Raw genomic sequence first — 25,896 nt, 5'->3', positions numbered from 1 at the left:
GGTGCCATGAGCACCATCGACCATCCCGTACAGCCCGACCGCGAGCTGTTCACGCTCAAGGTCCGCTCCACCTCCCGGGCACTCGGCAGCCAGGCGAAGCTCGCGGCATGGGCCGGCGTGAGCCGCTCCCAGACCACTCGATGGGTGGACGGAGAGACCCAGCCGTCCTCTGATGCGGCCCGCGCCGTCACCGACCTGGAGTTCATCGTCTCCCGTGCCCGCATGGTCTGGGACGACGCCGTGATCCCCGACTGGCTGAGCGGCCACAACGCCTTCCTCGACGGCGCCACCCCACTGGAGATGGTCCGCCAGGGCCGCACCTCCGAGGTCCTCGACGCCATCACCGGCGACGAGACGGGTGTCTACGCCTGATGCTGCTGTACCGCGTGCACCCCTGGGTCGACGGCGTCGACCCCGCTGCACCGTACGGCCCGCTCTACGTTCCGCCGGGACAGGGTGCCGGCCGGTGGGACAACCCCGACCTCTACTCCATGCGCTATTTCTCGACGACTCCAGACGGCGCAATAGCAGAGACCTTCGGGCACCTGTCGGCCTGGTCGTCGGAGATGCTGCTCGTGCCGAGCAACGACGAGGCCGTCCGTGCGCTGAGCTGCTACGAGATCCCAGACTCCGCGCGCCTCGCTGATCTCGCGGATCCAGAAACGCTTCGCGCGCTGGGTGTCCGCCGGATCACGGACGTGATCGAGCGTCACAAGCGACGCACCCAACGGCTCGCGGCAACTCTCTTCGACGAGGGCTCTTTCGACGGAATCTCGTGGTGGTCCTATTACCACCCCACGATCACCCTGGTCGCGACGTGGGGATCAGACGGCATCACGTGCAACCGCACCGATCCCCTGAGCATCGACGCCCCTGAGCTCCAGGACGCTGCGCGCCTCATCGTGCGCGAGGTGCGCTGACCGCGCCGCCCCCGCCGTCATTCGACCGTGGTCGCCGCGGCCGCGGTCCCCGCGTCGTTCTCGAAGGACGCCACCAGGTGCAGGGACGCCCCCTCCGCGGGCCCACCCGTCAGCGGCACGTCCGTGGTCGTCATGCCCTTGTCGACCTCCTGGGCATCGACCGTTCCGAGGATCGTCGAGCCGTCCCACAGGTACAGGCGCAGCGTTCCCGTCTCTCCGGTGCGAACCCGCGCGGAGACGCCGCCCGTCGTGCGGGTGACCTTCTCCAGGCGCAGGGTCCGTGACCGCAGGGCGGGCACGCCGCCGAGGCCGGTGCCGTCCCCGGCGGCCTGCAGGATCGAACCGGGGGACTCCACGGAGCGGGCCGCGGTGTCCGGGATCTGTGGCTCCACCGGGGCGGACGCTCCGGCGGGGAGGTCGGGCAGCTCGAGCACGCCCCAGCGTGAGGGATCGGCCTGGATGCCTGGGTAGGTCGACCAGCCGATCCGGGACTGGCCGGTGTTGTCCTGGGTGTCGGAGTCGTAGACGACGACGTTGAAGCCGATGCTGGTCGGGTCGATGCCGTCAGGCAGCTCGGCGAACGGGATCCTGGTCTCGAACAGGTAGCCGTCGTAGGGGTCGGAGATCGCCGCGGCGATCCGCACTCCGGGAGCGGTGTCCGCGATGGGGCCCTGGCGATTGTCGTGATCGCGCCCGGCCACAGGGCCGCCGATGCCGCCGTCGACAGCAGTGCCCGGCAGGGCGCCGAGGATGAACGTCGAGGCGGTGTTGTCGGAGGTGCCGCGCGGGTCGATCATGATCTCGATCGAGTCGGTGCGGAAGCGCTGCTTGTTGTCCTCCGGGGGCAGCAGAGTGCCGAGCACATCGTCGGTGACCTGCACGAACACGTACAGGTTCTCGTCGTCGTAGGTGACCCAGGTGGTGCCCGAAGCGTCGGCCGCTTCGACCGCCTGGCCCTCCCACAGGGTGCCCACATCGATGCTGTCCCCCGGATATTCGTCGGCCCCGCGGGCGGCATCGATCTCGACGCCCGCGGTGCGCGAGGCGACCAGCCGGGGGACCAGGCAGAGGCCCTGCGCGGTCGGGGCGGCGATCCCGCCGGCCGTCGCCGTGACGGTCACCGGGTACACCCCGCCGTCCGGGGCCCGGTTCGCCGTGGGCAGGGAGGCGTCGGTGTTCTCGAGGTGCACCTCGACGCGGGTCTCCCCCTGGGCGGGGACGGCGTCGACCACGAGCTCGGGGGGATCTGCGGTGAAGCCGTCCGGGAGCTCGAGCGTGATCTCGGCGTCCTGCGCGGAGGTGGAGTGGTTGCGCACCACGACCTCGACGGTGTCGGCGAGGCCGGAGCCCAGGGTGCGTCGCGTCGGGACCAGGGCGTCGAGGCGCTGCATGCCGAGCTCCGCGGTCCAGTCCAGGAATGCGGCGATCTCGGGGCGATCCGCGATCCCTGCTTCCACGGGCCCGGCGGTGCGCAGCGGGAGCACGTTCTCGCCGGTGCTTCCGCGGGAGCTGGCCCGCGCTCGCAACAGCACGTGCTCGCCGGGGGCGGTGCCGGCAGGGGCAGTCACGGTGAAGGTGGCGCTGCGCTGCTGCTTCGCGGGAACGGTGCCGAGCTGCGTGTCGCCCTCGACGCTCCAGCCATCAGGAGCCTCGAGCTCGACCTGGACGCCGGGCAGGGCCTTCCCGGGCGAGCCGACGGCGACGGTCACCTCGAGGCCCTCTCCGGGCAGCGCTACGAAGCGGTCCGAGGTGATCTCAAGCGTGGTGCCCAGCGGCAGGCCCCCGTCGATCGGGAGCGTGGCGCCGGCGAGCGCTGCGGTGTCTCCGCTGGTGGGGTCTGCGAAAGGGGTGCGGGAGTCGATGAGGGTGAACCAGGTGACGGGGATCTTCGCGGGTTCGGTGGGTGAGGGCGGGTTCACGGCCCAGCCCTGGGTGCGGTAGCTGTGCACGGAGTCGTCGCGCACGGCGCTCCAGCGCTTGCCGTGGCGATCGGATGCGGTGCCGTTCCAGGCGCCGAAGACGACGTCGCTGGCGATGTCGGGCTCGTAGCCCGCGGCGACGGCGTCGGGTCCCGTGTCGGAGCTGCCGTTGGAGCCGGAGCGCAGGATGCGCCGCGGGGAGAAGGGCGTCAGGCCCTCGTCGAAGTGCTCGGGGAAGACATCGTCCCGCCCGGCGAGCAGGTAGGCCTCGACGGCGAACATCGCAGCCTGCTGGTGGTTGCCGTGGTTGCCCTCGACGGCGGAGGGGTTCATGGTGACGATGACGTCGGGCCGGGTCGCGCGCACCACGCGGATCACGCGGCTGAGGGCCTCGGCGCCGCCCCACACGTCGTAGGTCAGCGGCGCGGACAGGGTGTAGAAGAAGTCGACGGCGTCGAGGTTGAAGACATGCTCGATACCCGCGTAGCCGACCGCGGTGCGCTCCTCGGTCTCGCGGATGAGGCCCAGCGCGGGCCCCTCCTCGAGGCCCACGGCGTTGCCGCCGCCCTCCCCGCGGGTGAGGGTGATGACGCCGGCCCTCTGATCCTCGAACTCGTTCCACTGACCGAAGGCGGCGAGGGTCCACGCCTCGTCATCGGGGTGGGCGCCGATGTACAGGATGTCGAGATCCACTGAGCCGTCAGCGAGGGCCCGCTCCATGGGCGACAGGGCGTTGAGGTCCAGCGCGGTCGCGCCCACGGCGAGGCCCAGCACGGCGGAGCCCTGCAGGAGTCGTCGACGGCTGACGCTCCCCGGCGCCGTCTCCGGCTGCGGGGCGGGCTGGGACAGGGGGCGGGCGAGGTCGAACATCATTCCTCTTCTCTCCAGAGGCATGCCGCTGCGGTGCGGCTGCGCGTCGTCGTCGGTGAGCGAACGGGCTGTGAGGCGAAGTGCGGGGTGGGGTGGACGGGAGGACAGGGATGGGTGGGCGATGTCGGGCCGGCGGGGGTGGGCGGCCGACGGGTCGGGTCAGTGCTTGCCGGCGTCGGAGCGCAGAGCGAAGGTGCCCTGGGCGCGGCGCCTGCCCTGCACCTGGTGGTCCGGGACGACGTCGTCGAGGAAGCAGTACCCGTCGCGGGTGTAGGCAGCGCGCAGATCACCGCCGTCGGCCGCGTCGCTGAGGTGGCGCCACCAGTCGGTGATGTCGCCCCAGCCGGGCGCGGCGAGGGAGCCGCCGAACTGCTGGACGGCGAGCGCCGAACACAGCGACCCGAACTTGAGGCGTTCGGCCAGGGGCCAGTCCGCGAGGGTGCCCAGGACCATCGCGGCGGCGAACACGTCGCCGGCGCCGGTGGTGTCCGTCGCCGTGACGGGGACCGCCGGGCAGAAAGCCTCCTCGCCGGTGGATCCATCGATGGCGTAGGAGCCGGCGGCGCCATCCGTCACCACGGCAAGCGGCACCATCTCGGCGAGCGCCCGCACGGCGCGGTCGGGACTGTCGGTGCGGGTGTAGCTCATCGCCTCCATCGCGTTGGGGGTGAAGGCGTGGCAGTGCGCGAGCGGGGCGAGGTCGGAGAGATCCCAGCGGCCGGTCTCGTCGAAGCCGATGTCGGCGAAGATCTTCGAGCCGCGGCGGGCCAGATCCGCCCACCAGGAGGTCTCCCCTGCCAGGTCGACCACGGCCGCCCGCGCCGCGGGGGCGTCGGCGATCAGCTTCGACAGCGGCTCGGGCAGCTCGTGCCCGTGGGTCGTCATCGCCCGATCCCCCTGGGTGGCGACGGAGACCGTCAGGGAGGAGTGGAAGTCCGGGAAGCGGCGCGACGCGGTGAGGTCGATCCCCTCCTCGTGCGCCATGGTGTGCCACATCCAGTCGGCATAGGCGTCGTCCCCGAACCCGGCGACGAGGCCGGTGCGCAGGCCCAGGCGGGCGGCGGCGACCGCGAGGTTCGCGATGCCGCCGGGGCTGGAGCCCATCCCCTTGCTCCACATCTCCTCGCCGGGCTGCGGGAGTCTGTCCAGCCCCGTGAAGACGATGTCGAAGAAGACCGTGCCGGACAGCAGCACGTCCAGCGGAGGGTCCTCCGGGCTGCGCTGTGCGGCCAGGGGGTCCCAGTCGTCGGCCGCATCGAGCGCAGCGGCCGCCTCGGGGGTGAGGGGCGGGGCGTGCGGGACGTGGGCTTCCGTCGGGTCGGGGTGGTCGGGGGTCATCATTTGACGGCTCCTTCGAGCATTCCGCGGATGAAGTGGCGCTGCAGGAACAGGAACATGATCACCATCGGCAGGGCGACGATCACGGCGCCGGCCGAGAGCAGGGAGAGCTCGGCGGTGTACTGGCCCTGGAAGTTCGCCAGGCCCAGCGGGGCGGTGCGCAGAGTGCCGCCCGGCGCCATCACCAGGGCGACGAGGAACTCGTTCCAGGTCCACATGAACACGAGCACCACCAGGGTGGTCAGGGCAGGCACGGAGGCCGGGGCCACGATCCGCAGCAGGGTGCGCATCGGCCCGGCGCCGTCGATCGCGGCGGCCTCGAGCAGGCTCACCGGCATCGAGCGGAACTGGGCGCGGAGCCAGAAGGTGCCGAAGGCGACGGACTGGGCGATCTGCGGCAGGGCGATCGCGGCATAGGTGTCGGTCAGCCCCACCGTGCGCAGGTCGAAGAACAGGGGGATGACGGTCGCCTCGGTGGGGATCATGAGCCCCAGCAGGAACACGTAGAACAAGAGGGTCGAGCCCGGGAACCGCATCGTGCCGAAGGCGTAGCCCGCGAGCACGGACAGCGCGACGGCGCTGGTCACCACGATCGCCGCGACGACCAGGGAGTTGCCCAGCGAGTGCCCGAAGCCGCCCACCTGCCAGGCCTCGACGAAGTTCGCCAGGTGCAGGCCCGGGGCCTGCCCGTTCTGAGGGGAGACGGCGGTGGCGAGGATGGTGAGGATCGGGATCATCGCGAACAGGGCGAAGACGCCCAGCACCACGTAGTTCATCGTCCGCTCGGCGGTGGAGATCCTCATGAGGCACGCTCCCCGATGCGGGTGACGACCACGTTGATCGCGAACACGAGCAGGGTCAGCACGATGGCGACCGCGCTCGCCGAGCCGACCTCACGCAGCTGGAACGCCCGGTAGTACACCTCGTAGCTCGGCACGGTGGTGGCGTTGCCGGGGCCACCGGAGGTGGTCAGGTAGACCAGGTCGAAGGTCTTCAGCGCGGCGATGATCGTCAGCACGAGGGCCACCACGATCTCCCCGCGCACCGAGGGCAGGGTGATCGCGAAGAACTCCCGCACCGGGCCGGCCCCGTCGAGACGGGCGGCTTCGAAGAGGTCGTCGGGGATCCGGCTCATCCCCGCGAGCAGGAGGAGCATCACCAGGCCCATCTCGAGCCAGGTCCCGATGAAGCCGACGGCGGGCAGCGCCGCCCCGGGGTCCCCGAGCCAGCCACGGGCCAGCTCGTCGAGACCCACGGCCCGCAGCGCCTGGTTGAGCGGCCCGTTCGGCGCGTAGATGTTCCGCCACGCGACCGCGACGACGACCACGGCGATCACCTGGGGCAGGAAGATCACGGAGCGGAAGAAGCCCATGCCCCGCACCTGGCCGCGGCGGAAGATCGCCGCGAGCACCAGCCCGATCACCAGCGGCAGCGCCGCATAGAACAGGATCAGCACCAGGGCGTTCCCGATCGCCGCCCGGAAGGCAGGGTCCGTGGCCAGGTCGATGTAGTTCTGCAGCCCCACGAAAGTGGACGGCCCGAAGCCCGGCCACTCGAAGAGGGAGAACTGCGCGGCCCTGACCAGCGGGTACAGCGAGAAGGCGGCGTAGACCAGGAACGCCGGGAGGATGAACAGGTACGGCGTCGCGCGGGAGCGCACGACGGCCGAGGGTCGCTGTCGAGCCATGCGCCGCTCAGGCCTTCTTGGTGAAGTCGCCGTAGTCCTTCTGCAGGGTCTCGGCGGCGGCCGCGGGATCGGCCTGCCCCCCGATGACCTCCTGCAGCGCGGCGCCGGCGGTGTCGGCGAAGGACGGTGTCGCGTAGTCGAGGTAGGGCAGCAGCACCCCGTCGTTCGAGACCGCGTCGAAGGCTTCGTAGATGTCCTTGTTGACCCCGGACTTCGGCGCCAGCTCGGCGGTGCGCAGCACCGGCATGCCGCCGTTGTCGGCGATGAGCTCCATCGCCGTGTCGCTGGTGATGTAGTCGATGTATGCCGCGGCGGCGTCGGGGTTGGCGGCCTGGGCGGGGATCCCGAAGGGCAGCCCGGTGCCGCCGGTGGTGGCGACCTTCCCGTCGGCGCCGGCGGGCGGGGCCATGAACCGCAGATCGTCACCCATGACGGCTTCCATGTCGGGGCCCAGCCAGGAGCCGCCGATCAGCAGCACCCCGGTGCCCTTGGTGTAGTCGGCCCAGGCGGTGTCGTAGGCGAGGCCGTTGGGCGAGTCGCCGAAGGCACCGCTGCTGCCCCAGTCCGCGAGCTGGGTGAGGGCCTGGATGTTCGGGTCATCGGTCCACTCGGCGCCGGCGTTGCCCATGGCGAGCGTGGTGATCTCGTCGGTGGGCACGAAGTTCGCCTGGAGCGGGCCGAACACGTGCAACGCGGGCCACTGCTCGAGGTTGCCGAGCACGAGGGGCTGCTCGCCCGCCTTCTGCGCCTTCTCGACCAGGGCGAACAGCTCGTCCCAGCTGGTCGGGGGCTCGGCACCGAGCTTCTCGAGCTTTGCCGCGCTGTAGTAGATGCCGCACACCTCGCCGGTCTGCGGGAGGCCCCACAGGGAGCCCTCGCCGAACGTGACGCCGTCGGCCGAATAGCGGGCCTTGGAGAGCACGGAGTCGGAGAAGCGATCCGCCCAGCCGTAGGCCTCGGCATAGCCGGAGAGGTCGGTGAGCTGGCCGGCCTTGACGAACTCGCCCATGTCGCCGCGCGCATTGTTGACCTGCAGCACGTCGGGCACGTCGTTGCCGGACAGGGCGAGGCCCGTCTGCTGCTGGAGGTCGTCGAAGGACTGCTTGACCCGCTTCACCGTGATGTTGGGGTTGTCCTTCTCGAAGGCCTTGATCAGGGCCTCGATCGCGTCGTTCTGCGCGCCGCGGACCTCCTGGTCCCAGACTTTCAGGGTGACGTCACCCATCGCCGAGGGATCCGTCTCGACATCTCCTGCGGCGGGGCCGGAACCCCCACCATCACTGCCTCCGGAGCCGGAATCGGAGCCGGGAGCGCAGGCGGCGAGGAGCCCGAGGCCTCCGGCGACGGCGGTCGAGCCGAGGAAGGTACGTCGACGCATGGGGTCCTCCTGAGGATGCGAGGCGGCAACAGCCGCGATGCTGTGGCGCAGGGCACCATGATGACACATCATGTGCGGATGTGCAGGCTTCTGCTCGATGGTGTTCGAAGATGATCGGTCGGTGCTACGGTGTGCCCATGCTCAGCGAGGAACGCCACGAGGCCATCGCCGCCTTCGTGCGCCGTCACGGCTCGGCGACCGTCGGCACCCTGAGCTCGGACTTCGCCGTCTCCGAGGCCACGATCCGCCGCGACCTGGAGATGCTGTCCACCTCCGGCGTCGTGCGCCGGGTGCGCGGCGGGGCGTGCGACGTGCGCGGATCGGTGCGCCCCGAGGCGGACCCGCGCGCCTTCGCCGATGTCGCCACCTCCGCGTCCGCCGCCAAGCGCAGCATCGCCGAACGGGCCGTGGCCTGCATCGCCGACGGCGACGTGATCGCCCTGGACATCGGCACCACCGTCGCGGCGATGTGCCCCCTGCTCCAGAACCGGTCCCTGACCGTCGTCACCGCCTCCCTCGCCGTGGTCACCGCCCTCGCCGACGCGCCGAGCATCGACATCGTGGTGCTCGGGGGCCTGCTGCGACCCAACTACCAGTCGCTCGTGGGCACCCTCACCGAATCCGCCCTGCGCCAGGTGCGCGTCGACATCGCGTTCCTCGGCACCTCCGGGATCCGGCCCGACGGCACCGTCCTGGACTCGACCCCCAGCGAGGTGCCGATCAAACGCGGCCTGCTCGAGGTCTCGACCTCCGCCTTCCTGCTCGCCGACCACGAGAAGTTCCCCGGCTCGGGGTTCCTCGAGGTCTCCACCCTGGGGCAGTTCACCGCCCTGGTCACCGACCGCCCCCCCGACTCACTCACCCTCCCCGAGGGGGAGGACCTGGAGGTCCTGCTGCCATGAAGCTGACGATCCTGGGCGGGGGCGGCTTCCGCGTCCCCCTCGTGTACGAGGCCATGGCCACCGGCGCCACCGGCCTGCAGGTCGACGAGATCGCCCTGCAGGACGTGGACGCCGCCCGGCTGCGCACGATCACCGAGGTCATCGACGGGGTGCGCGCCCAGCTCGAGGCCGACGGACGCGCCGCGCATCCGCCGCGCGTCACCGCCACCACCGATCTGCGCGAGGCGGTCACCGGGGCGGACTTCGTGTTCAGCGCCGTGCGCGTGGGCGGCGCGGAGGCCCGCACGGTCGACGAGCGGGTGGCGCTGGGCCTGGGGCTGCTGGGCCAGGAGACCATCGGCCCCGGCGGCCTCGCCTACGCGCTGCGCACGATCCCCGTGGCCCTCGAGATCGCGCGCACCGTCGCCGAGGTCGCCCCCGCCGCCTGGGTCATCAACTTCACCAACCCGGCCGGCATCGTCACCGAGGCCATGCGCTCGATCCTCGGGGACCGCGTGGTGGGCATCTGCGACACCCCGATCGGCCTGGTGCGCCGCGTGGGCCGCCTGCTGGACGTCGATCTGGTGGCCGGCGAGCGCGGCGCCGAGGTCGACTACGTGGGCCTGAACCATCTGGGCTGGCTGCGCTCCGTCACGGTCGACGGGGTGGACCGCCTGCCGGGGCTGCTGGCCGACGACGCCGCCCTCGAGGAGATCGAGGAGGCCCGGCTGATCGGCAAGGACTGGGTGCGGGCCGACGGAGCGCTGCCCAACGAATACCTGTACTACTACCTGCACACCGCCTCCGCGATCGAGAGGATCACGGGCTCTGCCACCACCCGCGGGGAGTTCCTCGCGAAGCAGCAGGGCGACTTCTACCTCGCCGCCGCGGACGTCGCCGCGGACGTCGCCGCGCCCGGTGCGCCGACGGCCGGCTCCGCCCAGCACGACGACGCCGACCCGTCGGGCGAGTCCTGCTGCTCCTCACCGGTGGACCTCTGGCGCTCGACCCTGCACGAGCGCGAGGCCACGTACATGGCGGAGTCGCGCGATGAGGAGCGCCGCGAGGAGGACGTCGCCGGCGGCGGCTACCAGGAGGTGGCGCTGCGCCTGATGACGGCGCTAGCCACCGGTCGCCGCGAGCGGATGATCCTCGACGTGGGCAATATCAGCGCCGACCGGCAGGACGCCCCGGCCGCCGAGCGCATCGTGCCCGAGCTCCCGGCGGACGCCGTGCTCGAGGTGCTGTGCGAGGTCGACGGCGACGGGGTGCACCCGCTGCCGATCGCCCCGATCGAACTGGGACGGCTCGGCATGATGAGCACCCTGCGAGCGGCCGAGCGGAAGATCCTCGAGGCCGCGACGACCGGATCGCGGGAGGCGGCATGGTTGGGCTTCGCGACCCACCCGCTGGTCAGCTCCCCGGAGCTGGGGGCCAAGCTGCTCGAGGGCTACATCGCCGGTCACCCGCAGATCGCGGAGCTGCTCGGGCGGGACTGATTCCCTTCGGTCGCCGGCCTTCGACGAGGACCCCGACCACCTTGAGCACCGGCAATTCAGCGAAAGTTCTTCGCTGGGCCTACGTACGGGCGGCCTGCAGCTCGGAGCGAACGCACGAAGGCCAGCTTGTCGGCCTGAGTGATCAACGTGCTCGCTAGGCACGACTCGAGGACGTCGTCAGTCGTCACAGGGGTGAACTGCCGGCCATCTGCATACGACGAGGCCAACGAACCAGCTTCTCGAGTTCGCCAGCAGAACTCCACGAAGCTGATGTCCTCCGTAAGACAGATGACGGTGTCATTGAACCCCGCTCGGTCGCTCCAGATCGCAATGGTCTCCGCCTCGCCCGTATGCGATCTAAAGTCGTCTCCGATCCGTCGAAATGCCCGCTCACGCACGATCCGGGTCGCCGTCTGCTGCGTGGGGGTCGGCTTCACTGATTCGCCGAAAATCTGCTGCAGCTCGTCGTGCGCATCAACGACCAGGCGGAGAACCTCCCGCTCAACTTCCAGACCCCACTCTGCAGTACACGGCTGTAACGCGGCACGACCCACGAACCCACCGATGAGGTCGATCCTGCCCAGCTCGTGGAAGTTCCAAGCGAGCGACGTGTCCGGTATCAGGAACCTCACGCGGGTATACCGAGCTGCTCGAGGAGGGCACGGGTGTCCTCATCGAGAGGCGTCGGCTCGCGCTTCACGACCAGCTCCTCGGCGGGCACTCCAAGCATCCAGGCAAGAACGTCCGGCCCAGCATCCCCGGAGCGGACGAGCTCCTCATGTCGATCGACGAGTCGGCGGGGGTAGGACGGCGCGCCCCACATATTCATGCGTTCATCGCCGTGCGCGTCTCGCCACTGGAGCGTGATGTCGCCCTGCGCGATATCAGCCGAAGGCCCGTCGACCCGGTTGATCGCGCACCTGATGCGGGCAGTCTCAAGGCCGACCGCGTGCGCCCACAGGAAGTCAGCAAGTTCCTCCAGGGGCATTTCGGCGATGCGGCGCGTGGAGGTCAGGTCGTCGCGACTGAGGAGGACATCCCCGGCAAAACCGTTGGCGAATGGCTCGAAGGCGGAGTCATCCGAGTCGGCTCCTTCGCCTCGCCAACCGAGCGCGCCGAAGATCAAGTGGGCGAGCTCGTGAAAGATCCCGAACAGCGTCGAGTACCAGGTGCCAGAACGTTCAACAACGATCACGCTTGCCCCTGCGACCTGAACGACCTGCGTATTGACGCGGTGCTGACCGGCGACGTCGGCGACTACGAGCTCGACACCGAAGTGCTCCCACAGGAAGCTCTCGATATCACGAACGGGGTCCTTGCCCCTGCTCAACCATTCCTTCCATTTCATCTGCACGGCACGAGCAGCGGGCCGGACGTCCTGGAAGCCGGTCGGAAGATTGCCCAGGTTGAAGCGGTCACCGCCGACGAGGGCACGGAACTGTTCGAGCCTGTCGTCCCGTTCGAGACCTGCCTGGGTGTATGCCAGTACAGTGCGCTCGATCTGCTGCTCAAGAGCGTCGCAGGGCTTCGAGTGGGCGCCAGCGTATTCGTCGAACGTGTGCCGGTATGCGTATCGGGGCGAGAGGTCGCTGGGCTCACCGTTGATCAACCAATAGATGTCCACCTTGAGCGCATCGCTGATCGCCGCAAGCTCTCCGGTGGAGAAGGCGCGCGATCCGTTCCGCGCCTTCGACATCTTGGTGGCGTCCAGTCCGATCAGGTCACCCAGCGCCTTCTGCGAGAGGCTGGAGGATCCGAGGCGTTGGAAGACGCGCTGCGCAATCGTGGTGTTCATGCGACCACCCTACGAGCAAGTTGCGATAATCGCAACGATCGAGCGGTGCATGACTCACGACGCCGTAGAGAGCACGCCATGCACGGTCCTTACACGCCCGGGGAGGTCGCGCCTTCGAGTCCATTCTCAGCAGTCCCGGCGGTTGGCATATAGCGCACCGTGAGCGCCTCCACGGCGACCGCACTCTGCATTTCGCTCGGGGTGACGACCAGTCTCCCGCTCTCGAGCCGGATTGCTGGTCCGGCACCGCTCGCAGGCAGGTCGACCAGATCTCGGACCGCCGCCGACACCTCCGCGCCCAACGTCACCGACCCGGCAGCCGGGTCCAGAAGGAGAACGTTCAGCGTCTGCCGGCCGTCGGCGTCGGCCCCGAGCGTGAAGCGCACGCCATCCGGCGGGGTGCGCACCGCCTCGTGGAGCCACGGCCTCGTCCCATAAATCGCCGCGCCGTGCCGGCCCAGCCACTCCCCCAGCTCCGTCAGTGCGCGGGCCTGGAGGTCGGCGATGCTGCCGTCGGCGCGGGGGCCCACGTTGATCAGCAGGTTCCCGTTCTTGGAGACCACGTCGGCCAGCAGACGGATCAGCGCGGCTCCGTCCAGGGCGTGCTCGGCGGATTCGTCGGCGTTGCAGCCGAAGGAGAGCCCCAGGCCGCGGGTGGATTCGAAGGGCTCTTCCTGCACCTCGGCGATGTCCTGGTACTCGCGGGTGAGCACGCCGTGCACGGGAACACCCCAGCGGTCGTTGACCAGGCCGTCCGGGGTCGTGGCGAGGTGCTCACGGAACAGCTCCTGGAGAGAGTCCGGCCCCTCGTATTTGCCGGCATCGGGCCAGTCGATGTCGTTCCACAGCAGATCCGGGGCGAAGCGCTCGATGAGCTCGCGCAGCTGCGCGGCGGCGAAGGCCGCGAACTGAGGGTCGTTGCGGCGCAGGGCGAACAGCTCGTCGTTCGAGGTCAGCGCCGGGAACTCACTCGCGTGCCAGTCGTGGGCGCCGGAGTAGTACAGGCCCAGGCGCAGCCCGGCGTCGCGCACCGCGTCGGCGATCTCCGCGATCAGGTCGCGGCTCGGGCCGCGCCGCACGGCGGTGAAGGGCGTGGTCGCGGAGTCCCACAGGCAGAACCCGTCGTGGTGCTTGGTCGTCGGCACCACGTAGCGGGCTCCGGCGCGGCGGGCGAGATCCACGATCCCCGCGGCGGCGTCCGGGGCGGGATGCCAGTCGTCGGCGAAGTCCTCGTAGGAGTGGCCCACGCCGTAGAGGCGCTCGTGCCGCTCGCGGGTGGGGCTGCCGGCGATGCGCACGGTGTTGGCGTACCACTCGGCGTACTGGTGGCGGGCGTAGGCGTTCTGCGCGGTGACGTCGCTGCGATCCAGGACGTCCGCCCAGGCGGGCACCGAGAACAGGCCCCAGTGTACGAACACCCCGAGCTTCGCGTCGCGGTACCAGTCGGGCACGGAGAGGTCCGGGTAGGCGGCGGGCGGCGCCGCATCCTCGGGTCCGTGGCGGTCATCGAAGCTGATCAACGCACTGCTCCTTCGAGCGCCTCGGCGCGCTCATGGCGGGGTGGGCGGTCGGGGTGGAAGGATGTCCGCACCCCGCATCAACCGCTCAAGCCCCTGGAGCATCCCATGTCTGCGACGTCGCAGTCCACGCACCCCGCCGAGGCCGCCCACCCGTCGGACGGGACCCCGCCCCGGCCGCGCATCGGCATCGCCGGGATCGCGATCGAGTCCTCGACCTTCACCCCGTACCGCTCCGGCGCCGACGACTTCGAGGTGCGCCGAGGCACCGCGGCGATCCTGGACCGGTACCCGTTCTTCAGCGGCGCCGAGGACCGTGGCTCGTCGCCGGGACCCGCCGCACCCAGCGGCATCGGCGGTGGCCCCTCGGCCTCCGGGCGGGCGCTGCGCGAGGCCGCCGAGTACGCGGGCGTGCTGCACGCCCGCGCCCTGCCGGGCGGCCAGCTCGCCCGCGACGTGTACGAGGGCTGGAAGCAGGAGATCGTCGAGGGTCTCGCCGCCGCCCACGCCGAGGCTCCGCTCGACGGCTTCTTCTTCGACATCCACGGGGCGATGAGCGTGGAGGGCCTCGAGGACGCCGAGGGCGACCTCCTCACCGCGATCCGCGGCGCGATCGGCCCGGACGTCGTGGTCGGCACCGCGATGGACCTGCACGGGAACGTCTCGCACACCCTCTTCGAGGGCTGTGACCTGCTGACCTGCTACCGGCACGCTCCCCACATCGACGCCTGGGAGACCCGCGAGCGGGGCCTACGCGACCTCGTGGAGGCCGCCGCCCGGGTGCGCGACGGCGGGGCGCTCCCCCACAAGGCGCTCGTGCATGTGCCGATCCTGCTGCCCGGCGAGAAGACCTCCACCCGGATCGAACCGGCCCGGACGATCTACGGCGGCATCCCCGCGATCACCCAGCGCGGGGGTATCACCGACATCTCCTACTGGATCGGGTTCGCCTGGGCCGACCAGCCCCGCTGCCAGGCCGCGATCGTCGCCTTCGGGGACGACGAGGCCGCCGTGCAGGAGGCGGCGCTCGAGCTCGCCGGGACCGTGTGGCAGGCCCGCCACGACTTCGAGTTCGTGGCCCCCACCGGCACCTTCGAGGAGTGCCTGGACCAGGCGATCGCCTCAGAGGCTCGGCCGTTCTGGATCTCCGATTCCGGGGACAACCCCGGGGCCGGCGGCGCCGACGACACCACCTACTGCCTGGCCCGCCTCGCCGCACGCGAGGAGATCCGTTCCGGTGCGGTGAGCGCGCTCATGGTCGCGCTGGTGGATCCGGACACGACCGACGCCGCCTGGCAGGCGGGCGTCGGCGGCCGCCTCGAGGTGCAGGTCGGCGCGCGGATCGACGCCCGCGATCCCGGCCCGGTGCCGCTGCGGGTGGAGGTGGCAGCGCTCGATGAATCCGGGCCGACGGGCCGCGCCGCCGCACTGCGCGTGCTCGACGGGGAGTCTCCCACCGGCCTGACGGTCGTGGTCACGGGGCGTCGTTCGCAGTGGGCGCGCCACGAGATGTTCGAGCGCCTCGGCCTGTCGATGACGGGCTTCGACGTGGTCACCGTGAAGATGGGCTACCTCGAGCCGGACCAGTACGACGCCGCCGCCGACTGGCTGCTCGCCCTCACCCCGGGCGGCGTGGACCAGGACCTGGTGCGCCTGGGCCACTCGCGCATCCAGCGGCCGATGATCCCCTTCGACGCCGAGATCCCCGCGCCGAGCGCCGCCGACGTGCTCGCAGGAGGCGGCCGCGCCCGCCGTTGACACCCGATTCGAGGCGCGCTCCGGGGATTCGCCGCGGAGACCCGGCCCGGAGCGCGGGCCCAACGGTCACCTCCGGGGCGTTCTCGCGCGAGGGAATCGGCGGTCAGCGGATGCCGACGATGATGTCGTCGACCACGCGCTCGGCAACCTCTCGCACCAGCCCCGGGGCCGCCCCCCTCAAGGGGCCGTGCACGATCAGCTCCGCACATCCGTGCACCGCTGACCAGCAGGAGAACTCTGCTCCGGGGCGCCGAAGGGCGGGCAGCGCCCCGGACGCCACGCACTCGTCCAGTGCTGCGAGCAGCTCGGCGAACGGTGGCACGCGCGCGAGGTCCGGCCCGATGCCCTCGACGTCGGCGATCCCGAAGAAGGCCATCTCGAACCAGCCCGGCTCCTCGCAAGCGAAGTCGATGTAACCGAGACCCACGCCGCGAAGCCGGCGCAGGGATTCCTCCGCTGGATCGGCCACTCCGGGTTCCGCCGTCCGCGCGCGCATCCGCTCCACCACGCGGCTCTGGATCTCCAGACCGAGAGCGCCGAGGAGCGCGGAACGATCACGGAAATGGCGATACGCCGCCGCCGGGGAGACACCGGCGCGGCGGGTCACCTCCCGCAGCGACAGGGCGCCGGGGCCGTCGCTGCGCGTGAGCTCGAGCCCCTCGGCCACCAGTGCGGCCCGCAGGTCGCCGTGGTGGTACGGACGATTCCCCTCCGACACTCTTGACGCCCTTCCGCTCAAAGTTTACGGTGTTCACACCAATGTGGATGGTGTTCACATGCACCATATCCCGCCCACCGCAGGGGAGCACCATGACCACGAACCCGACTGCCCTTCCTCCCGTCGTCGATGCCGAGACCTGGCGCCGAGAGCTCGATGACCTGCGCCTGCGCGAGAAGGCCGCGACCCGGGAGCTCGATGCCATCGCCGCCCAGCGCCGCCGCCTTCCCATGGTGGAGCTCCCTGACTACACCCTGGAGTCGAAGGATGGCCCGGTCCGTCTCGTCGACCTGTTCGACGGCCGCTCCCAGCTGATCACCTACCACCACATGTGGTCACCGGGGGCCGAATGGCAGTGCGGCGGTTGCACGAGCTACACGCATCAGCTCACCCGGCTCGACTTCCTGCGCCCCTACGACGCCCGCTTCGTCGTGGTCACTCAGGGACCGATCCAGGAAGCCCTCGCCTACCGCGAGAAGGTGGGCAACGAGATGGAGTGGTACTCGACGGCGGGCAGCTCCTTCGGCGCCGATGTCGACTCCCCGCCCGGTGGCGGCTTCGGCCTGAACGTGTTCCTCCGTGACGGCGACACCGTCTACCGGACCTGGCACACCACGGGCCGCGGCATCGAGCAGCTCTCCTACTCCTTCGCCCTGATGGACGTGCTCCCCTGGGGTCGCCAGGAGGAGTGGCAGGACGTCCCGGCGGGATGGCCGCAGTCCGCCACCTATTCGCGCTGGCTCGATTCCCCCGACGTCGCCGCCCTGTACGGGAGGACCTCATCATGACCACCGATCAGCACGCGCCCGCCGAGGCGGACCGCCTCGTCGTCCATCGCATCGTCCGCGCCGCCCCCGAGGTCGTCTTCGACCTGCTGGCCGACCCGGCGCGTCACCACCTCACGGAGCCGACGGACTGGGTGCGGGGGTCGCTCGAGGCAGCGCCCGCAAGGATCACGGAGATCGGCCAGGTGTTCGGCATCGAGATGTTCCACCTCAACGCCGGCGGACGCTACGAGATGCACAATCTCGTGATCGCCTTCGAGCCGGGCCGCACCATCGCCTGGGAGCCCTCGCAGTACGCCCCCGACGGCACGCTGGCGGGCGGCGGATGGACCTGGCGCTACGACCTCGACCCGACCCCGGAGGGCACGCGCGTGACCCTCACCTACGACTGGAGCGCGACCCCACCGGAGGTCGCCGCGGAGATCGGCGGGCTGCCGTCCGTCGGCCCCGAGTTCCTCGCGAGGTCTCTCGACGCGCTCGCCGCCGCCGTGGAGGACGCTCCGGCGTGATCGTCCCGGGCGCCCCGCTCCCCACGGCACCGCCCACCCCTCCGGATGCCCTGCCGCTCGCCGCCCATCCGTATCCCCTGGAGCCGTCCAGCCGCCCGCGATAGCCTTCGAGCACGCCCAGGAACGAGACGCTCGCACGGCGCAGGCCCCCCGGGGTCGACGCCGCCGGCTCTCGTCTCCGCCTTCCGGAGAGACAGCGGGTACTTGTGAACGACGGGAACGATCCGTCGGCCCAGCGGCCGACCACGGGGGACTCCAGGTCCCCAGATCCCGTCGCGCCCCGGGATGTCGCGCCCGGCGACGTGGACCTGCCGTGGAAGGCGACCGCGGAGCGCCGCAACCTCTGGGGTCCCGTGGAGAAGCCGCTCGAGGGCACCGTGCACGGGCCCGCCTCGAGCGCCGTGGGACGCCCCCGTCGGCCGTTCCTCTCCGTCGGCCTCCCCATGCTGACCGGCGGCCTGGTCGGCGTGGCCTGCCTCGTGCTCGGGCTCGGCACGGCGATCGTGGGCCCCCTGGCCGCGCTCGGGATCGCCGTCGGCGCCGGGGTGATCGCGGCCGGTGGCAGCGGAGCAGCTGTGCGCGCGCTCCGGCCGGCCGACCCTCGGCCACCCACGATCGAGGGCGGCGTCTCCGAGACCACGGCACGGATGCTCGAGGAGATCTCCGGCGCCACCTCCGCTCTGCGCCGACGCACCACAGAACTGCGCCGCGGGGCGACCGATCCTCAGGTCGGCCTCGTGCTCGAGCACGTCGAGGGCCTCCTTCGCCGCATCGACGCCGTCGCCGGTTCCGAGACGATCCGCACGCAGCGCCCCTACGAGGGCGAGGTGACGATGCTCGACGGCATGGCCACCCGCTACCTGCCCGAGCTGGTCGACTCCGCGGAGGACTTGGGCGGCTTCCTCGCCACCTTCCGGGGAGAGGCGCGGAAAGAGGCGCTGGACAACCTCGGGGACATCGATCAGCAGCTCACCGTGCTCGGCGAGGGGCTCGAACAGATCGAGAGCGGCATCGTCGCCGGGGTGTCCCGATCCCTCGACGTGCATGCCGAGTTCCTCCGCACCCGCTTCGCCGACCAGCACGTGAACCCGATCATCGACGTCTGACCCGCTGAGGCCGCGCCGGCCCCCGAGCCGACGAGGACCGACCGGGCCGGACCACCCACCATCAGACCAGACCCCACCGACCACCCGACCCGCACCACCCGCCCGAGGAGGCCCCGATGGACGACAAGCTGCAACCGCCCGCACCCAGCCCGGAGATCACCCCTGCCGAGCCCGTCGAGGAGCTCAGCGAGGACAAGGCCGTCTCGATGCTGGCCGATCTCCCCGCCGAGCAGAAGCAGGACCTCGAGAACCGCGCCGACCAGTGGGTCGACCAGATCTCCTCGCTCAACCCCCACTCCCAGGAGTTCACCGCACAGGTCGACGCCCTGAGCTCGGTCGCCCGGCGCACCTTCGAGCGCACCAGCGGGACCTCCTCGCGGTTCATGGAGCAGTCCCTGCGCGATGCCAAGGACAGCGGCGGCTCCCAGGAGAACGTCTCGAAGTCCCTGGCCTCGCTGCGCACCACGATGGAGGACCTCGCCCCGAAGGACGAGAACTTCGCGTCGAAGGCGCTGTCGTTCCTGCCCGGCAAGAACTCCGCCAAGCGGTACTTCCGCAGCTTCGAGTCCAACCAGAAGCAGCTCGACGAGGTGCTCGCCGCCCTGAGCCGCGGGCAGGAGATGCTGCAGCGCGACAACGCCGAGCTCTCCGTGGAGCGCCGCTCCCTCTGGGAGGACCTCGAGGCCCTCCAGAAGGCGTCGACCCTGCTGAGCCTGCTCGATGACCGCACCGTGCGCCGCGCCGCGCAGATCCGCGCCGAGGGGAAGACCGCGGAGGCCGACGCCCTCGAGCGGGACGTGCTGTTCGCCGTGCGCCAGCGCCGCCAGGACATGGCCACCCAGATCGCCGTCACCGTGCAGGCCTACCTCGCGATGGGCCTCATCGAGGACAACAACACCCAGCTCTCCCAGGGCGTGGAGCGCGCCCGCACCACCACCGTCACGGCCCTGCGCACCGCGGTGATCACCGCCCAGGCGCTCGAGAACCAGAAGCTGGTGCTGGATCAGATCGACGCGGTCAACCGCACCACCGACTCGCTCATCGACCGCACCTCGCAGATGCTCGCCGACAACACCCAGAAGATCCAGGAGCAGGCCGCGACCTCGGGCGTCTCCCCCGAGACCCTGAAGAAGGCGTTCGACAACCTGTTCACCACGATGGACGGGATCGACGCCTTCCGCACCCAGGCCAACCAGAACTTCCTGACCACGGTGACCGCGCTCGAGCAGCAGGTGGGCCGGGCCCAGCCCTACCTCGAGCGCATGAACCAGGACCCCGCCGAGCACACCGACCTCGAGAGCGCGGCCGACCTCCTGGAGATCGAGGACCGCTGACCCCGCGCGCCTACCAGGCAGTTATGTGCGGCTGGCTTCCATTAGCGGAAGCCAGCCGCACATAACTCCGTAGTAGCCACTCTGCGGTGGACCCGTGACGCGTGGAACGGCAGCGGATCCGGGGTGCGGAGCCCGGGTGCCGGGAGGGGGCGAGGGTCAGGAGTCGACGAGGGTGACCTCGAAGGAGTACCGCGAGGCGCGGTACACGTGGTACCCGAACTCGACGACACGGCCGTCGTTCGCGAAGGATTTGCGCTCCATGGTGAGCAGGGCGGCGCCGATCTCCTCGTCGAGCAGCTCGGCGTGCTCCTCGTCGGCCACGGTGGCGCCGATGCGCTCGTGGGCGAGCACGGAGACCACGCCCTCCTCCCGCAGGGAGGCGTACAGGCCGTTGCTCGCGAGGCTCTCGCGGCTGGGGGCGATGCGCTCGGGCAGGGTGTTGCGCATGACGGCGAGCGGCTCGTCGTCGGCGTAGCGCACCCGCAGCAGCTCGAGCACCTGCTCGCCGGCGCGCAGCTGCAGGCGGTCCACGGCCTCCGGCGACGGCCGACCGATGCGGTACTCGACGACCTCGGTGCGCGGGGCCTTGCCGGCGCTGCGCAGGTCGTCGTACAGGGAGGTCAGCGCGACCTGGCGGTTCACGGGCGCCTGCACCACCTGGGTGCCCACGCCGCGCTTGCGCACCAGCATGCCCTTGTCCACGAGCTCCTGGATGCCCTGGCGCACCGTCGGCCGCGACAGCCCGAGGCGGCCGGCGAGATCGAGCTCGTTCTCCAGCCGGCTGCCCGGAGGGAGCTCGCCGGCCTGGATGGCCCTCTCGATCTGGGTGGCGAGCTGCAGGTACAGCGGCATCGAGAGCTCGCGGTCCACGACCAGATCGACCGTCTTAGCCCGATTCGGCTCGGATCCTTCCACTGCACTCTCCTCGGTTGACGCCTGCGTCCGCGCCAGGATACGGCGCGGACAGCAGATGATCAGTCAGTCGCCGCCCTGGCGGTCAGCTCAGCTGCCGCCTTCGTGACTCAGCTCGGCCGTGCCTCGAGCGCGACCGGCACCTCCCCGTCGGCCGTGAGCGAGCGTTCGGTGGCCTCGCAGATCGCGGCGCCCACGTAGCCGTCCCAGGCGGTGGCGGAGCGGGGCGCGACGTTGCTGCCGTCGGCCACGGCGTTGATCCAGGCCTGCACCTCGGCGTCATAGGCGGCGACGAAGCGCGGCCGGAAGTCCAGCGGGACATCGCCGCCCCAGCGGCCGCCCTCGAGCTGCGTGGTGACCCGGCCGCTGGCCTGGCCGATGGTCGAGGCACCCTTGGAGCCGACGAGCTCGGTGCGCACCTCATACCCGGCGTTGGTGCTCACCCACAGCTCGTCGGTGACGATCACGCCGGATTCGGTGCGGAACAGGAACAGCAGCGGATCGTGCAGGCCCTCGGGCGCGAGCTCGGTGGTGCGAGGCACGACGGTCTGCACCGAGACCACGGGCTCCTCGAGGAAGTACGAGATCGCGTCGATCTCGTGGACGGCCGAGTCGTAGACCATCATCGTGTCGTTGAAGCCGGGCAGCACGGTGGCGTTGCGGTGCTTGCAGTTCAGCAGCAGGGGTGTGCCCAGCTCGCCGGCGTCCAGAGCGTCCTTGAGCTCGGCGTACTCGGCGTCGAAGCGACGCATGAAGCCCAGCGAGACGTACGACGCGCCCGATGCGGCCTCGGCGCGCACCACGTCGTAGGCGTCCTGCGGGTTCATGGCCAGCGGCTTCTCGCACAGCACGGGCTTGCCGGCGGCGATCGCGGCGAGGGTCTGGTCGCGGTGGAAGGCACCGGGGCTCGCGATGAGGATCGCGTCGACGTCCTCCGCGGCGATGACCTCCTCGGGAGTGTCGACCACGCGGGATCCCGGGGTCTCCGCGGAGACCTTCTCGGCGGTCTCGCGCAGATAGTCGCTGATCACGCTCACACGGGCGCCCTTGATGCGGCCGCGGATGCGCTCGACATGGTCGGCGCCCATGCGGCCCACGCCGATGATGCCGACGCGCACGTCCTGGGGAAGGCTGGTCTGCGGGGTCGCGGCCTGCGCGGCTGCTGTCGTCGGGTTCTCGCTCATCGGGTCTCTCCTTCGAGGCGGGGGTCGATGCCGGCGTCGGCCCAGGTGCCGCGCACCCAGGTCTGCTCGGGATGATCGGTGATGTTCCAGGCGCGCACCGGATCCGGCCCGGCCATGACGTTGAGGTAGTACATGTCGTGCCCGGGGGCGGCCGCGCAGGGACCGTGCCATCCGTGCGGGACCAGCACGGTGTCGCCGGTGCGCACCTCGGACAGCACGTCGATCGGCGTCGACTCGCCGCTCGAGGTGGTCTGGTGGAAGCCGAAGCCGGGACCGCCGTCGGGGGCGTCCTGGATCTCGTAGTAGTAGATCTCCTCGAGCTCGGATTCGAGGTGCTCGCCATCGTCCACGGTCTCGTCGTGCTTGTGCGCGGGATAGCTGGACCAGTTCCCACCAGGGGTGATGACCTCGCAGGCGATGAGGCTGTCCATCGCGTCGAAGGCGCCGACGGTGCCGAAGTTGCGCACCTTCCGCGTCATGTTCCCCCCGCCGCGGATCTCCACGGAGATGTCCTCGGCCCGGATCAGCGCGACCGGGTGGACGCCGGTGGCCACTGCGGTGGCGACCGCGAAGCGACCGCCGTCGGCCGAGGAGATCGTGGGCTGGGAGCCGACGGGCACGTAGAGCACGTCGGTCGCGGAGGCGAAGACGTCGGTGCGGCCGCGCAGCATGTGCTGCTCGCCGCCGACGGAGACCTCGCAGCCGCCGTTCAGGGGCACGATCATCGCCTCGACGCTGTTCGCGGTGAAGATCTCGCTCTCCCCTGGGCCGAGCGCGAGCACGCGCAGCCCGGTGTGGACCCAGCCGTCGCGGGCGCCGGGATCGATGATCGTCTCGTAGTTGCCGCGGCCGGTGGAGCCGGCGGGCAGGTGCAGATCGGAGGTGCCGGGCGTGCTGGAGGGGCCGGGCGTGCTGGGGGTGCTGGTGGTGGAGGACATCGATGGTCTCCCTTCGAGAGGGCCGGTCAGCTCGTGAAGCTGCTCAGCGGAGCATGTCGACGGAGGCGGCCACCGCGGCGGTGACGTCGTCGTCGGCCGGATACAGCAGGGTGCGACCCACGACCAGGCCGCGCACGTTGGGCCGGGCAAGAGCCTGCTTCCACGTGGCGCGCAGGGTGTCGGGATCATCGTTCGCGGGGTCTCCGCCGAGGATCAGCGTGGGCAGCGTGGTCGCGTCCATGACCCGCTCCATGTCATCCACCGCCGGCAGCTTCAGCCAGGTGTAGGCGCTCGTGGCGCCGAGACCCTGAGCGATGTGGATGGATTTGATGACGGCCTCGGGGCTGAGGTCGTTGACGATCTTCCCCCCGCCGGGGCGGCTGGACATGAACGGCTCGACCATGGCGATCAGCTCGTGCCGCGCCAGGTCGGTGACGGCGTTCGCGCTGGCCTCGAGGATGAACGAGGTGCGGTCGTCGTCCAGATCGATGCGGGTGAGCATCTTGCCGCCGTCGAAGCCGGACTGCTTGATCGAGGCCGCGTCGTAGGCGGTGAAGCGATCCTCGATCTCCCAGGAGCTGCCCTGCAAGCCGCCGCGGTTCATCGAGGCGAAGACGATCTTGTCCTCGAGCGCGCCGAGCAGCAGCAGGTCCTCGAGGATGTCCGCGGTGCCGAGCACACCGTCCACGCCGGGCACGGCGAGCGCCTCGCGCATGCGGTCCAGCAGCTCGCGCCGGCTGGCCATGGCCTGCGGGCGGCTGCCCACGCCGAGAGCGCCACGGGCAGGATGATCCGCGGCGATCACCATCATGGTGCCGTCGGTGTCCGCGACGGTGCGCCGGCGGCGGGTGGCCGCGAGGCGTGCGATCCGCGAGGGGTCCTCGAGGCGGACTTTCGTGACCTCGTCGTAAGTGCTCACGAACCCGGAGCCGGCCGGTCCGGGGGTGCTGGTCGGGGTGCCGCTCGCGCTGCTCATGCGGTCTTCTCCGTGGCGGGGGCCGTCTCCGTGGCCGGGGCGGCGATGCCGCGGTTGCGCAGCGCGCCGAGCATCTGCTCGACGGTCTGCCCGTGGTTGGGGTCGCCGCCGGCGAGCAGCAGGTCGATCTCCTCGCCGGTGGGCATCGCGGTGGAGCACTCCAGGCGGCTGGTGACGATCGCGCCGGCCGCATTGCAGCGGGTCAGGATGGTCTCGAGGTCCTGGCCGGCCAGCAGGCCGTGCGCCAGGGAGCCGCCGAAGCTGTCCCCCGCGCCGAGGCCGTTGATGACCTCGATGAGGTTCGGGGCGACCTCCACACGGTCGTCGCGGGTCTTGCCGAGCACGCCCTTGGGGCCCTGCTTGACGATCGCGATCTCGACGCCGGCCTCGAGCAGGGCGTCGGCCGCGCGCTCGGGCTCGGTCTCGCCCACGGCGACCTCGCACTCCTCCTTGTTGCCGACGGCGACCGTGGTGTGCTTCAGCGCCTCGCGGTACAGCTCGCGGGCCTCGTCCGGGGAGGACCAGAACATCGGCCGGTAGTCGAGGTCGAAGACGGTGTGCCGGGTGCGGCCGCGGGCCTCGAGGGCCGCGAAGTGCGCGGAGCGGCTGGGCTCCTCGGAGAGACCGGTGCCGGAGAACCAGAACAGCGGGACCTCACGGATGGCGTCGAGGTCGAGGTGCTCAGGTGCGACCTGCAGGTCCGGGGCGCTGGGCTTGCGGTAGAAGTACAGCGGGAAGTCGTCCGGCGGGAAGATCTCGCACAGGGTGATCGGAGTGTTCAGCTCGCCGTTCTTCACGACGAAGCGCCCCGAGACGCCCAGGCGCTCCATCTCCTTGACCACGTAGCGGCCGAAGGGATCGTTTCCCACGCCGGTGATCACGGCCGGGGTGTGCCCGAGCCGGGCCGCCGCGACGGCCACGTTCGTGGGGCTGCCGCCGAGGAACTTGCCGAAGCTGTAGATGTCCTCGAGTCCCGTGGCGATCTCCAGCGGGTAGATGTCGACACCGCTGCGACCGAAGGTGATGATGTCAAGGTCGGGTGCTGCCATGATCTCAGAGCCTCTCTGCGTTGAAATCTGGGCGGTGACCAGGGGCGATCTGCCCGGCCGTACCGCTCGATGGATCTATCGTGCCATGCCTGCAGGCTCATGTCCAGACATGAGGCCGGACATGTTCGGGTGGATTGTCGGGGCGTGCCTCCCCGCGCCCTTGCGCATCCCGGCGCCGACGATTTCTGCGACGCCGCGACCGATGCGGCCGACGGGATCGGTCCTCTGGAGCGCAGAACTCGCCCGGCCGCCCCTGCCCGGACGCCCACGCCAGGACACCTCTCCAGGCCGCCCGCTCCGGCGGCCGAAGCCCGCCCCGTCGGCCCGTGCCCTCAGAGCTCGCCGGTGAGGAACTGCGCCCTGCCGTGCCCGAAGGACCAGTCCTCGCGGTTGTTGTGCACCACCGAGACGAGGAGGTCCTCCGGGCGCACGAGCCCTTCCGTCGAGAGCCGCTCGGCGAGCGCGGCGTAGACCGCCTGCTTCTGCTCGGTGCTGCGCCCCTGCTGGGTGACATGGATGATGACCACCCCGTCGCTGCGCTCGATGCCCAGGCCGGTGTCCTCGGCGATGATCGAGCCGACGGGCAGGGTCTCCACGATCTGGTAGCGGTCCCGGGCCGGCGCGGCGAACAGCTCGAGCATGACCTCCTGGACGATGTCCGCCATCCGGCGCGACTGCTCGGGAGTGCGGACGTCCTGCTGGGTGATGCGTACGAGAGGCATGTTCTGTTCCTTGTCAGGGGCGGAGGGGTTCTGGAGGTGCCGAGCAGGACTCCGGCGGCTTGCATGCTGGCGCGGCGGTGCCTGTGCTGTATGCGCTGGAC

General features: G+C 70.7%; 24 protein-coding genes. 9 read left to right on the top strand and 15 right to left on the bottom strand.

What is annotated here, in order from left to right:
• Window positions 1-6: 6 nt before the first annotated feature.
• Complete coding sequence (locus tag ABD093_RS03935; RefSeq protein WP_343922585.1) at window positions 7-372, top strand: hypothetical protein; 366 nt, start codon at window positions 7-9, stop codon at window positions 370-372.
• Window positions 372-920 carry an RES family NAD+ phosphorylase gene (locus ABD093_RS03930; RefSeq protein WP_343922583.1) on the top strand — a complete coding sequence of 183 codons (549 nt, stop codon included), beginning with the start codon at window positions 372-374 and terminating at the stop codon, window positions 918-920. The genes ABD093_RS03935 and ABD093_RS03930 overlap by 1 nt, the downstream gene beginning before the upstream one ends.
• A gap of 17 nt (window positions 921-937) precedes the next feature.
• Here the strand turns inward: ABD093_RS03930 and ABD093_RS03925 are convergent, their stop codons facing one another.
• The 5 genes from ABD093_RS03925 to ABD093_RS03905 form a co-directional block, all read right to left on the bottom strand.
• Window positions 938-3,712 (bottom strand): sugar-binding protein, encoded by a 2,775-nt coding sequence (locus ABD093_RS03925; RefSeq protein ID WP_193119104.1) that lies wholly within the window; start codon window positions 3,710-3,712, stop codon window positions 938-940.
• Between the two features lie 156 nt (window positions 3,713-3,868).
• Entirely contained in the window at window positions 3,869-5,050 is a 1,182-nt protein-coding gene (locus tag ABD093_RS03920; protein WP_377802412.1) for a carbohydrate kinase family protein, read from the bottom strand.
• Window positions 5,047-5,850 (bottom strand): carbohydrate ABC transporter permease, encoded by an 804-nt coding sequence (locus ABD093_RS03915; protein WP_343922581.1) that lies wholly within the window; start codon window positions 5,848-5,850, stop codon window positions 5,047-5,049. Before ABD093_RS03915 ends, ABD093_RS03920 begins: the two co-directional genes overlap by 4 nt.
• Window positions 5,847-6,734: a carbohydrate ABC transporter permease gene (locus tag ABD093_RS03910; protein WP_343922580.1), complete on the bottom strand. Its 888-nt coding sequence runs from the start codon at window positions 6,732-6,734 to the stop codon at window positions 5,847-5,849. The genes ABD093_RS03915 and ABD093_RS03910 overlap by 4 nt, the downstream gene beginning before the upstream one ends.
• Window positions 6,735-6,741: 7 nt before the next feature.
• On the bottom strand, window positions 6,742-8,112 hold the full coding sequence (locus ABD093_RS03905) for a sugar ABC transporter substrate-binding protein (protein WP_343922579.1): 1,371 nt from the start codon (window positions 8,110-8,112) through the stop codon (window positions 6,742-6,744).
• A gap of 137 nt (window positions 8,113-8,249) precedes the next feature.
• On the opposite strand from ABD093_RS03905, the gene ABD093_RS03900 reads away from it, so the two are divergent.
• Complete coding sequence (locus tag ABD093_RS03900; protein WP_343922578.1) at window positions 8,250-9,014, top strand: DeoR/GlpR family DNA-binding transcription regulator; 765 nt, start codon at window positions 8,250-8,252, stop codon at window positions 9,012-9,014.
• On the top strand, window positions 9,011-10,492 hold the full coding sequence (locus ABD093_RS03895; RefSeq protein ID WP_193119099.1) for a family 4 glycosyl hydrolase: 1,482 nt from the start codon (window positions 9,011-9,013) through the stop codon (window positions 10,490-10,492). Before ABD093_RS03900 ends, ABD093_RS03895 begins: the two co-directional genes overlap by 4 nt.
• A gap of 56 nt (window positions 10,493-10,548) precedes the next feature.
• Here ABD093_RS03895 and ABD093_RS03890 read toward each other — a convergent pair whose 3' ends face one another.
• The 3 genes from ABD093_RS03890 to ABD093_RS03880 all read right to left on the bottom strand — a co-directional run bounded on the left by ABD093_RS03890 (window position 10,549) and on the right by ABD093_RS03880 (window position 13,807).
• The gene (locus ABD093_RS03890) at window positions 10,549-11,124 is read right to left on the bottom strand and encodes a hypothetical protein (protein WP_193119098.1); all 576 of its coding nucleotides are present in this window, start codon (window positions 11,122-11,124) and stop codon (window positions 10,549-10,551) included.
• Window positions 11,121-12,287 (bottom strand): ImmA/IrrE family metallo-endopeptidase, encoded by a 1,167-nt coding sequence (locus ABD093_RS03885; RefSeq protein WP_343922577.1) that lies wholly within the window; start codon window positions 12,285-12,287, stop codon window positions 11,121-11,123. The genes ABD093_RS03890 and ABD093_RS03885 overlap by 4 nt, the downstream gene beginning before the upstream one ends.
• An 89-nt stretch (window positions 12,288-12,376) precedes the next feature.
• Window positions 12,377-13,807, bottom strand: coding sequence for an alpha-L-fucosidase (locus tag ABD093_RS03880; RefSeq protein WP_343922576.1), 1,431 nt, complete (start codon window positions 13,805-13,807; stop codon window positions 12,377-12,379).
• A 105-nt stretch (window positions 13,808-13,912) separates the two neighbouring features.
• Between ABD093_RS03880 and ABD093_RS03875 the strand changes: the two genes are divergently transcribed.
• Window positions 13,913-15,562 carry a M81 family metallopeptidase gene (locus ABD093_RS03875; RefSeq protein ID WP_343922575.1) on the top strand — a complete coding sequence of 550 codons (1,650 nt, stop codon included), beginning with the start codon at window positions 13,913-13,915 and terminating at the stop codon, window positions 15,560-15,562.
• A 103-nt stretch (window positions 15,563-15,665) separates the two neighbouring features.
• Here the strand turns inward: ABD093_RS03875 and ABD093_RS03870 are convergent, their stop codons facing one another.
• Window positions 15,666-16,280 (bottom strand): TetR/AcrR family transcriptional regulator, encoded by a 615-nt coding sequence (locus ABD093_RS03870; RefSeq protein ID WP_193119095.1) that lies wholly within the window; start codon window positions 16,278-16,280, stop codon window positions 15,666-15,668.
• 92 nt (window positions 16,281-16,372) lie between these two features.
• Between ABD093_RS03870 and ABD093_RS03865 the strand changes: the two genes are divergently transcribed.
• The 4 genes from ABD093_RS03865 to ABD093_RS03850 all read left to right on the top strand — a co-directional run bounded on the left by ABD093_RS03865 (window position 16,373) and on the right by ABD093_RS03850 (window position 20,014).
• Window positions 16,373-17,068: a DUF899 domain-containing protein gene (locus ABD093_RS03865; RefSeq protein WP_193119094.1), complete on the top strand. Its 696-nt coding sequence runs from the start codon at window positions 16,373-16,375 to the stop codon at window positions 17,066-17,068.
• Complete coding sequence (locus tag ABD093_RS03860; protein ID WP_343922574.1) at window positions 17,065-17,574, top strand: SRPBCC family protein; 510 nt, start codon at window positions 17,065-17,067, stop codon at window positions 17,572-17,574. The genes ABD093_RS03865 and ABD093_RS03860 overlap by 4 nt, the downstream gene beginning before the upstream one ends.
• Before the next feature lie 206 nt (window positions 17,575-17,780).
• The gene (locus ABD093_RS03855) at window positions 17,781-18,680 is read left to right on the top strand and encodes a hypothetical protein (protein WP_343922573.1); all 900 of its coding nucleotides are present in this window, start codon (window positions 17,781-17,783) and stop codon (window positions 18,678-18,680) included.
• Window positions 18,681-18,796: 116 nt separating this feature from the next.
• The gene (locus ABD093_RS03850) at window positions 18,797-20,014 is read left to right on the top strand and encodes a toxic anion resistance protein (RefSeq protein ID WP_343922572.1); all 1,218 of its coding nucleotides are present in this window, start codon (window positions 18,797-18,799) and stop codon (window positions 20,012-20,014) included.
• Window positions 20,015-20,170: 156 nt separating this feature from the next.
• On the opposite strand, the gene ABD093_RS03845 is transcribed toward ABD093_RS03850, so the two are convergent.
• The 6 genes from ABD093_RS03845 to ABD093_RS03820 form a co-directional block, all read right to left on the bottom strand.
• Window positions 20,171-20,866, bottom strand: coding sequence for a GntR family transcriptional regulator (locus ABD093_RS03845; RefSeq protein ID WP_193119115.1), 696 nt, complete (start codon window positions 20,864-20,866; stop codon window positions 20,171-20,173).
• Window positions 20,867-21,036: 170 nt separating this feature from the next.
• Complete coding sequence (locus ABD093_RS03840) at window positions 21,037-22,110, bottom strand: Gfo/Idh/MocA family protein (protein ID WP_193119090.1); 1,074 nt, start codon at window positions 22,108-22,110, stop codon at window positions 21,037-21,039.
• Window positions 22,107-23,048, bottom strand: coding sequence for a 5-deoxy-glucuronate isomerase (gene iolB, locus ABD093_RS03835; protein WP_193119089.1), 942 nt, complete (start codon window positions 23,046-23,048; stop codon window positions 22,107-22,109). The genes ABD093_RS03840 and iolB overlap by 4 nt, the downstream gene beginning before the upstream one ends.
• Window positions 23,049-23,091: 43 nt before the next feature.
• Window positions 23,092-24,024: a Cgl0159 family (beta/alpha)8-fold protein gene (locus ABD093_RS03830; protein WP_193119088.1), complete on the bottom strand. Its 933-nt coding sequence runs from the start codon at window positions 24,022-24,024 to the stop codon at window positions 23,092-23,094.
• On the bottom strand, window positions 24,021-25,073 hold the full coding sequence (iolC, locus tag ABD093_RS03825) for a 5-dehydro-2-deoxygluconokinase (protein ID WP_343922571.1): 1,053 nt from the start codon (window positions 25,071-25,073) through the stop codon (window positions 24,021-24,023). Before iolC ends, ABD093_RS03830 begins: the two co-directional genes overlap by 4 nt.
• A 332-nt stretch (window positions 25,074-25,405) precedes the next feature.
• Window positions 25,406-25,795, bottom strand: a complete 390-nt coding sequence (locus tag ABD093_RS03820) for a tautomerase family protein (RefSeq protein WP_343922569.1) — start codon at window positions 25,793-25,795, stop codon at window positions 25,406-25,408.
• Between the last annotated feature and the right edge of the window lie 101 nt (window positions 25,796-25,896).

Source organism: Brachybacterium tyrofermentans, from assembly GCF_039526165.1.
Classification (GTDB): Bacteria; Actinomycetota; Actinomycetes; order Actinomycetales; family Dermabacteraceae; genus Brachybacterium; species Brachybacterium tyrofermentans.
This window is presented reverse-complemented; position numbering and strand designations above follow the sequence as displayed.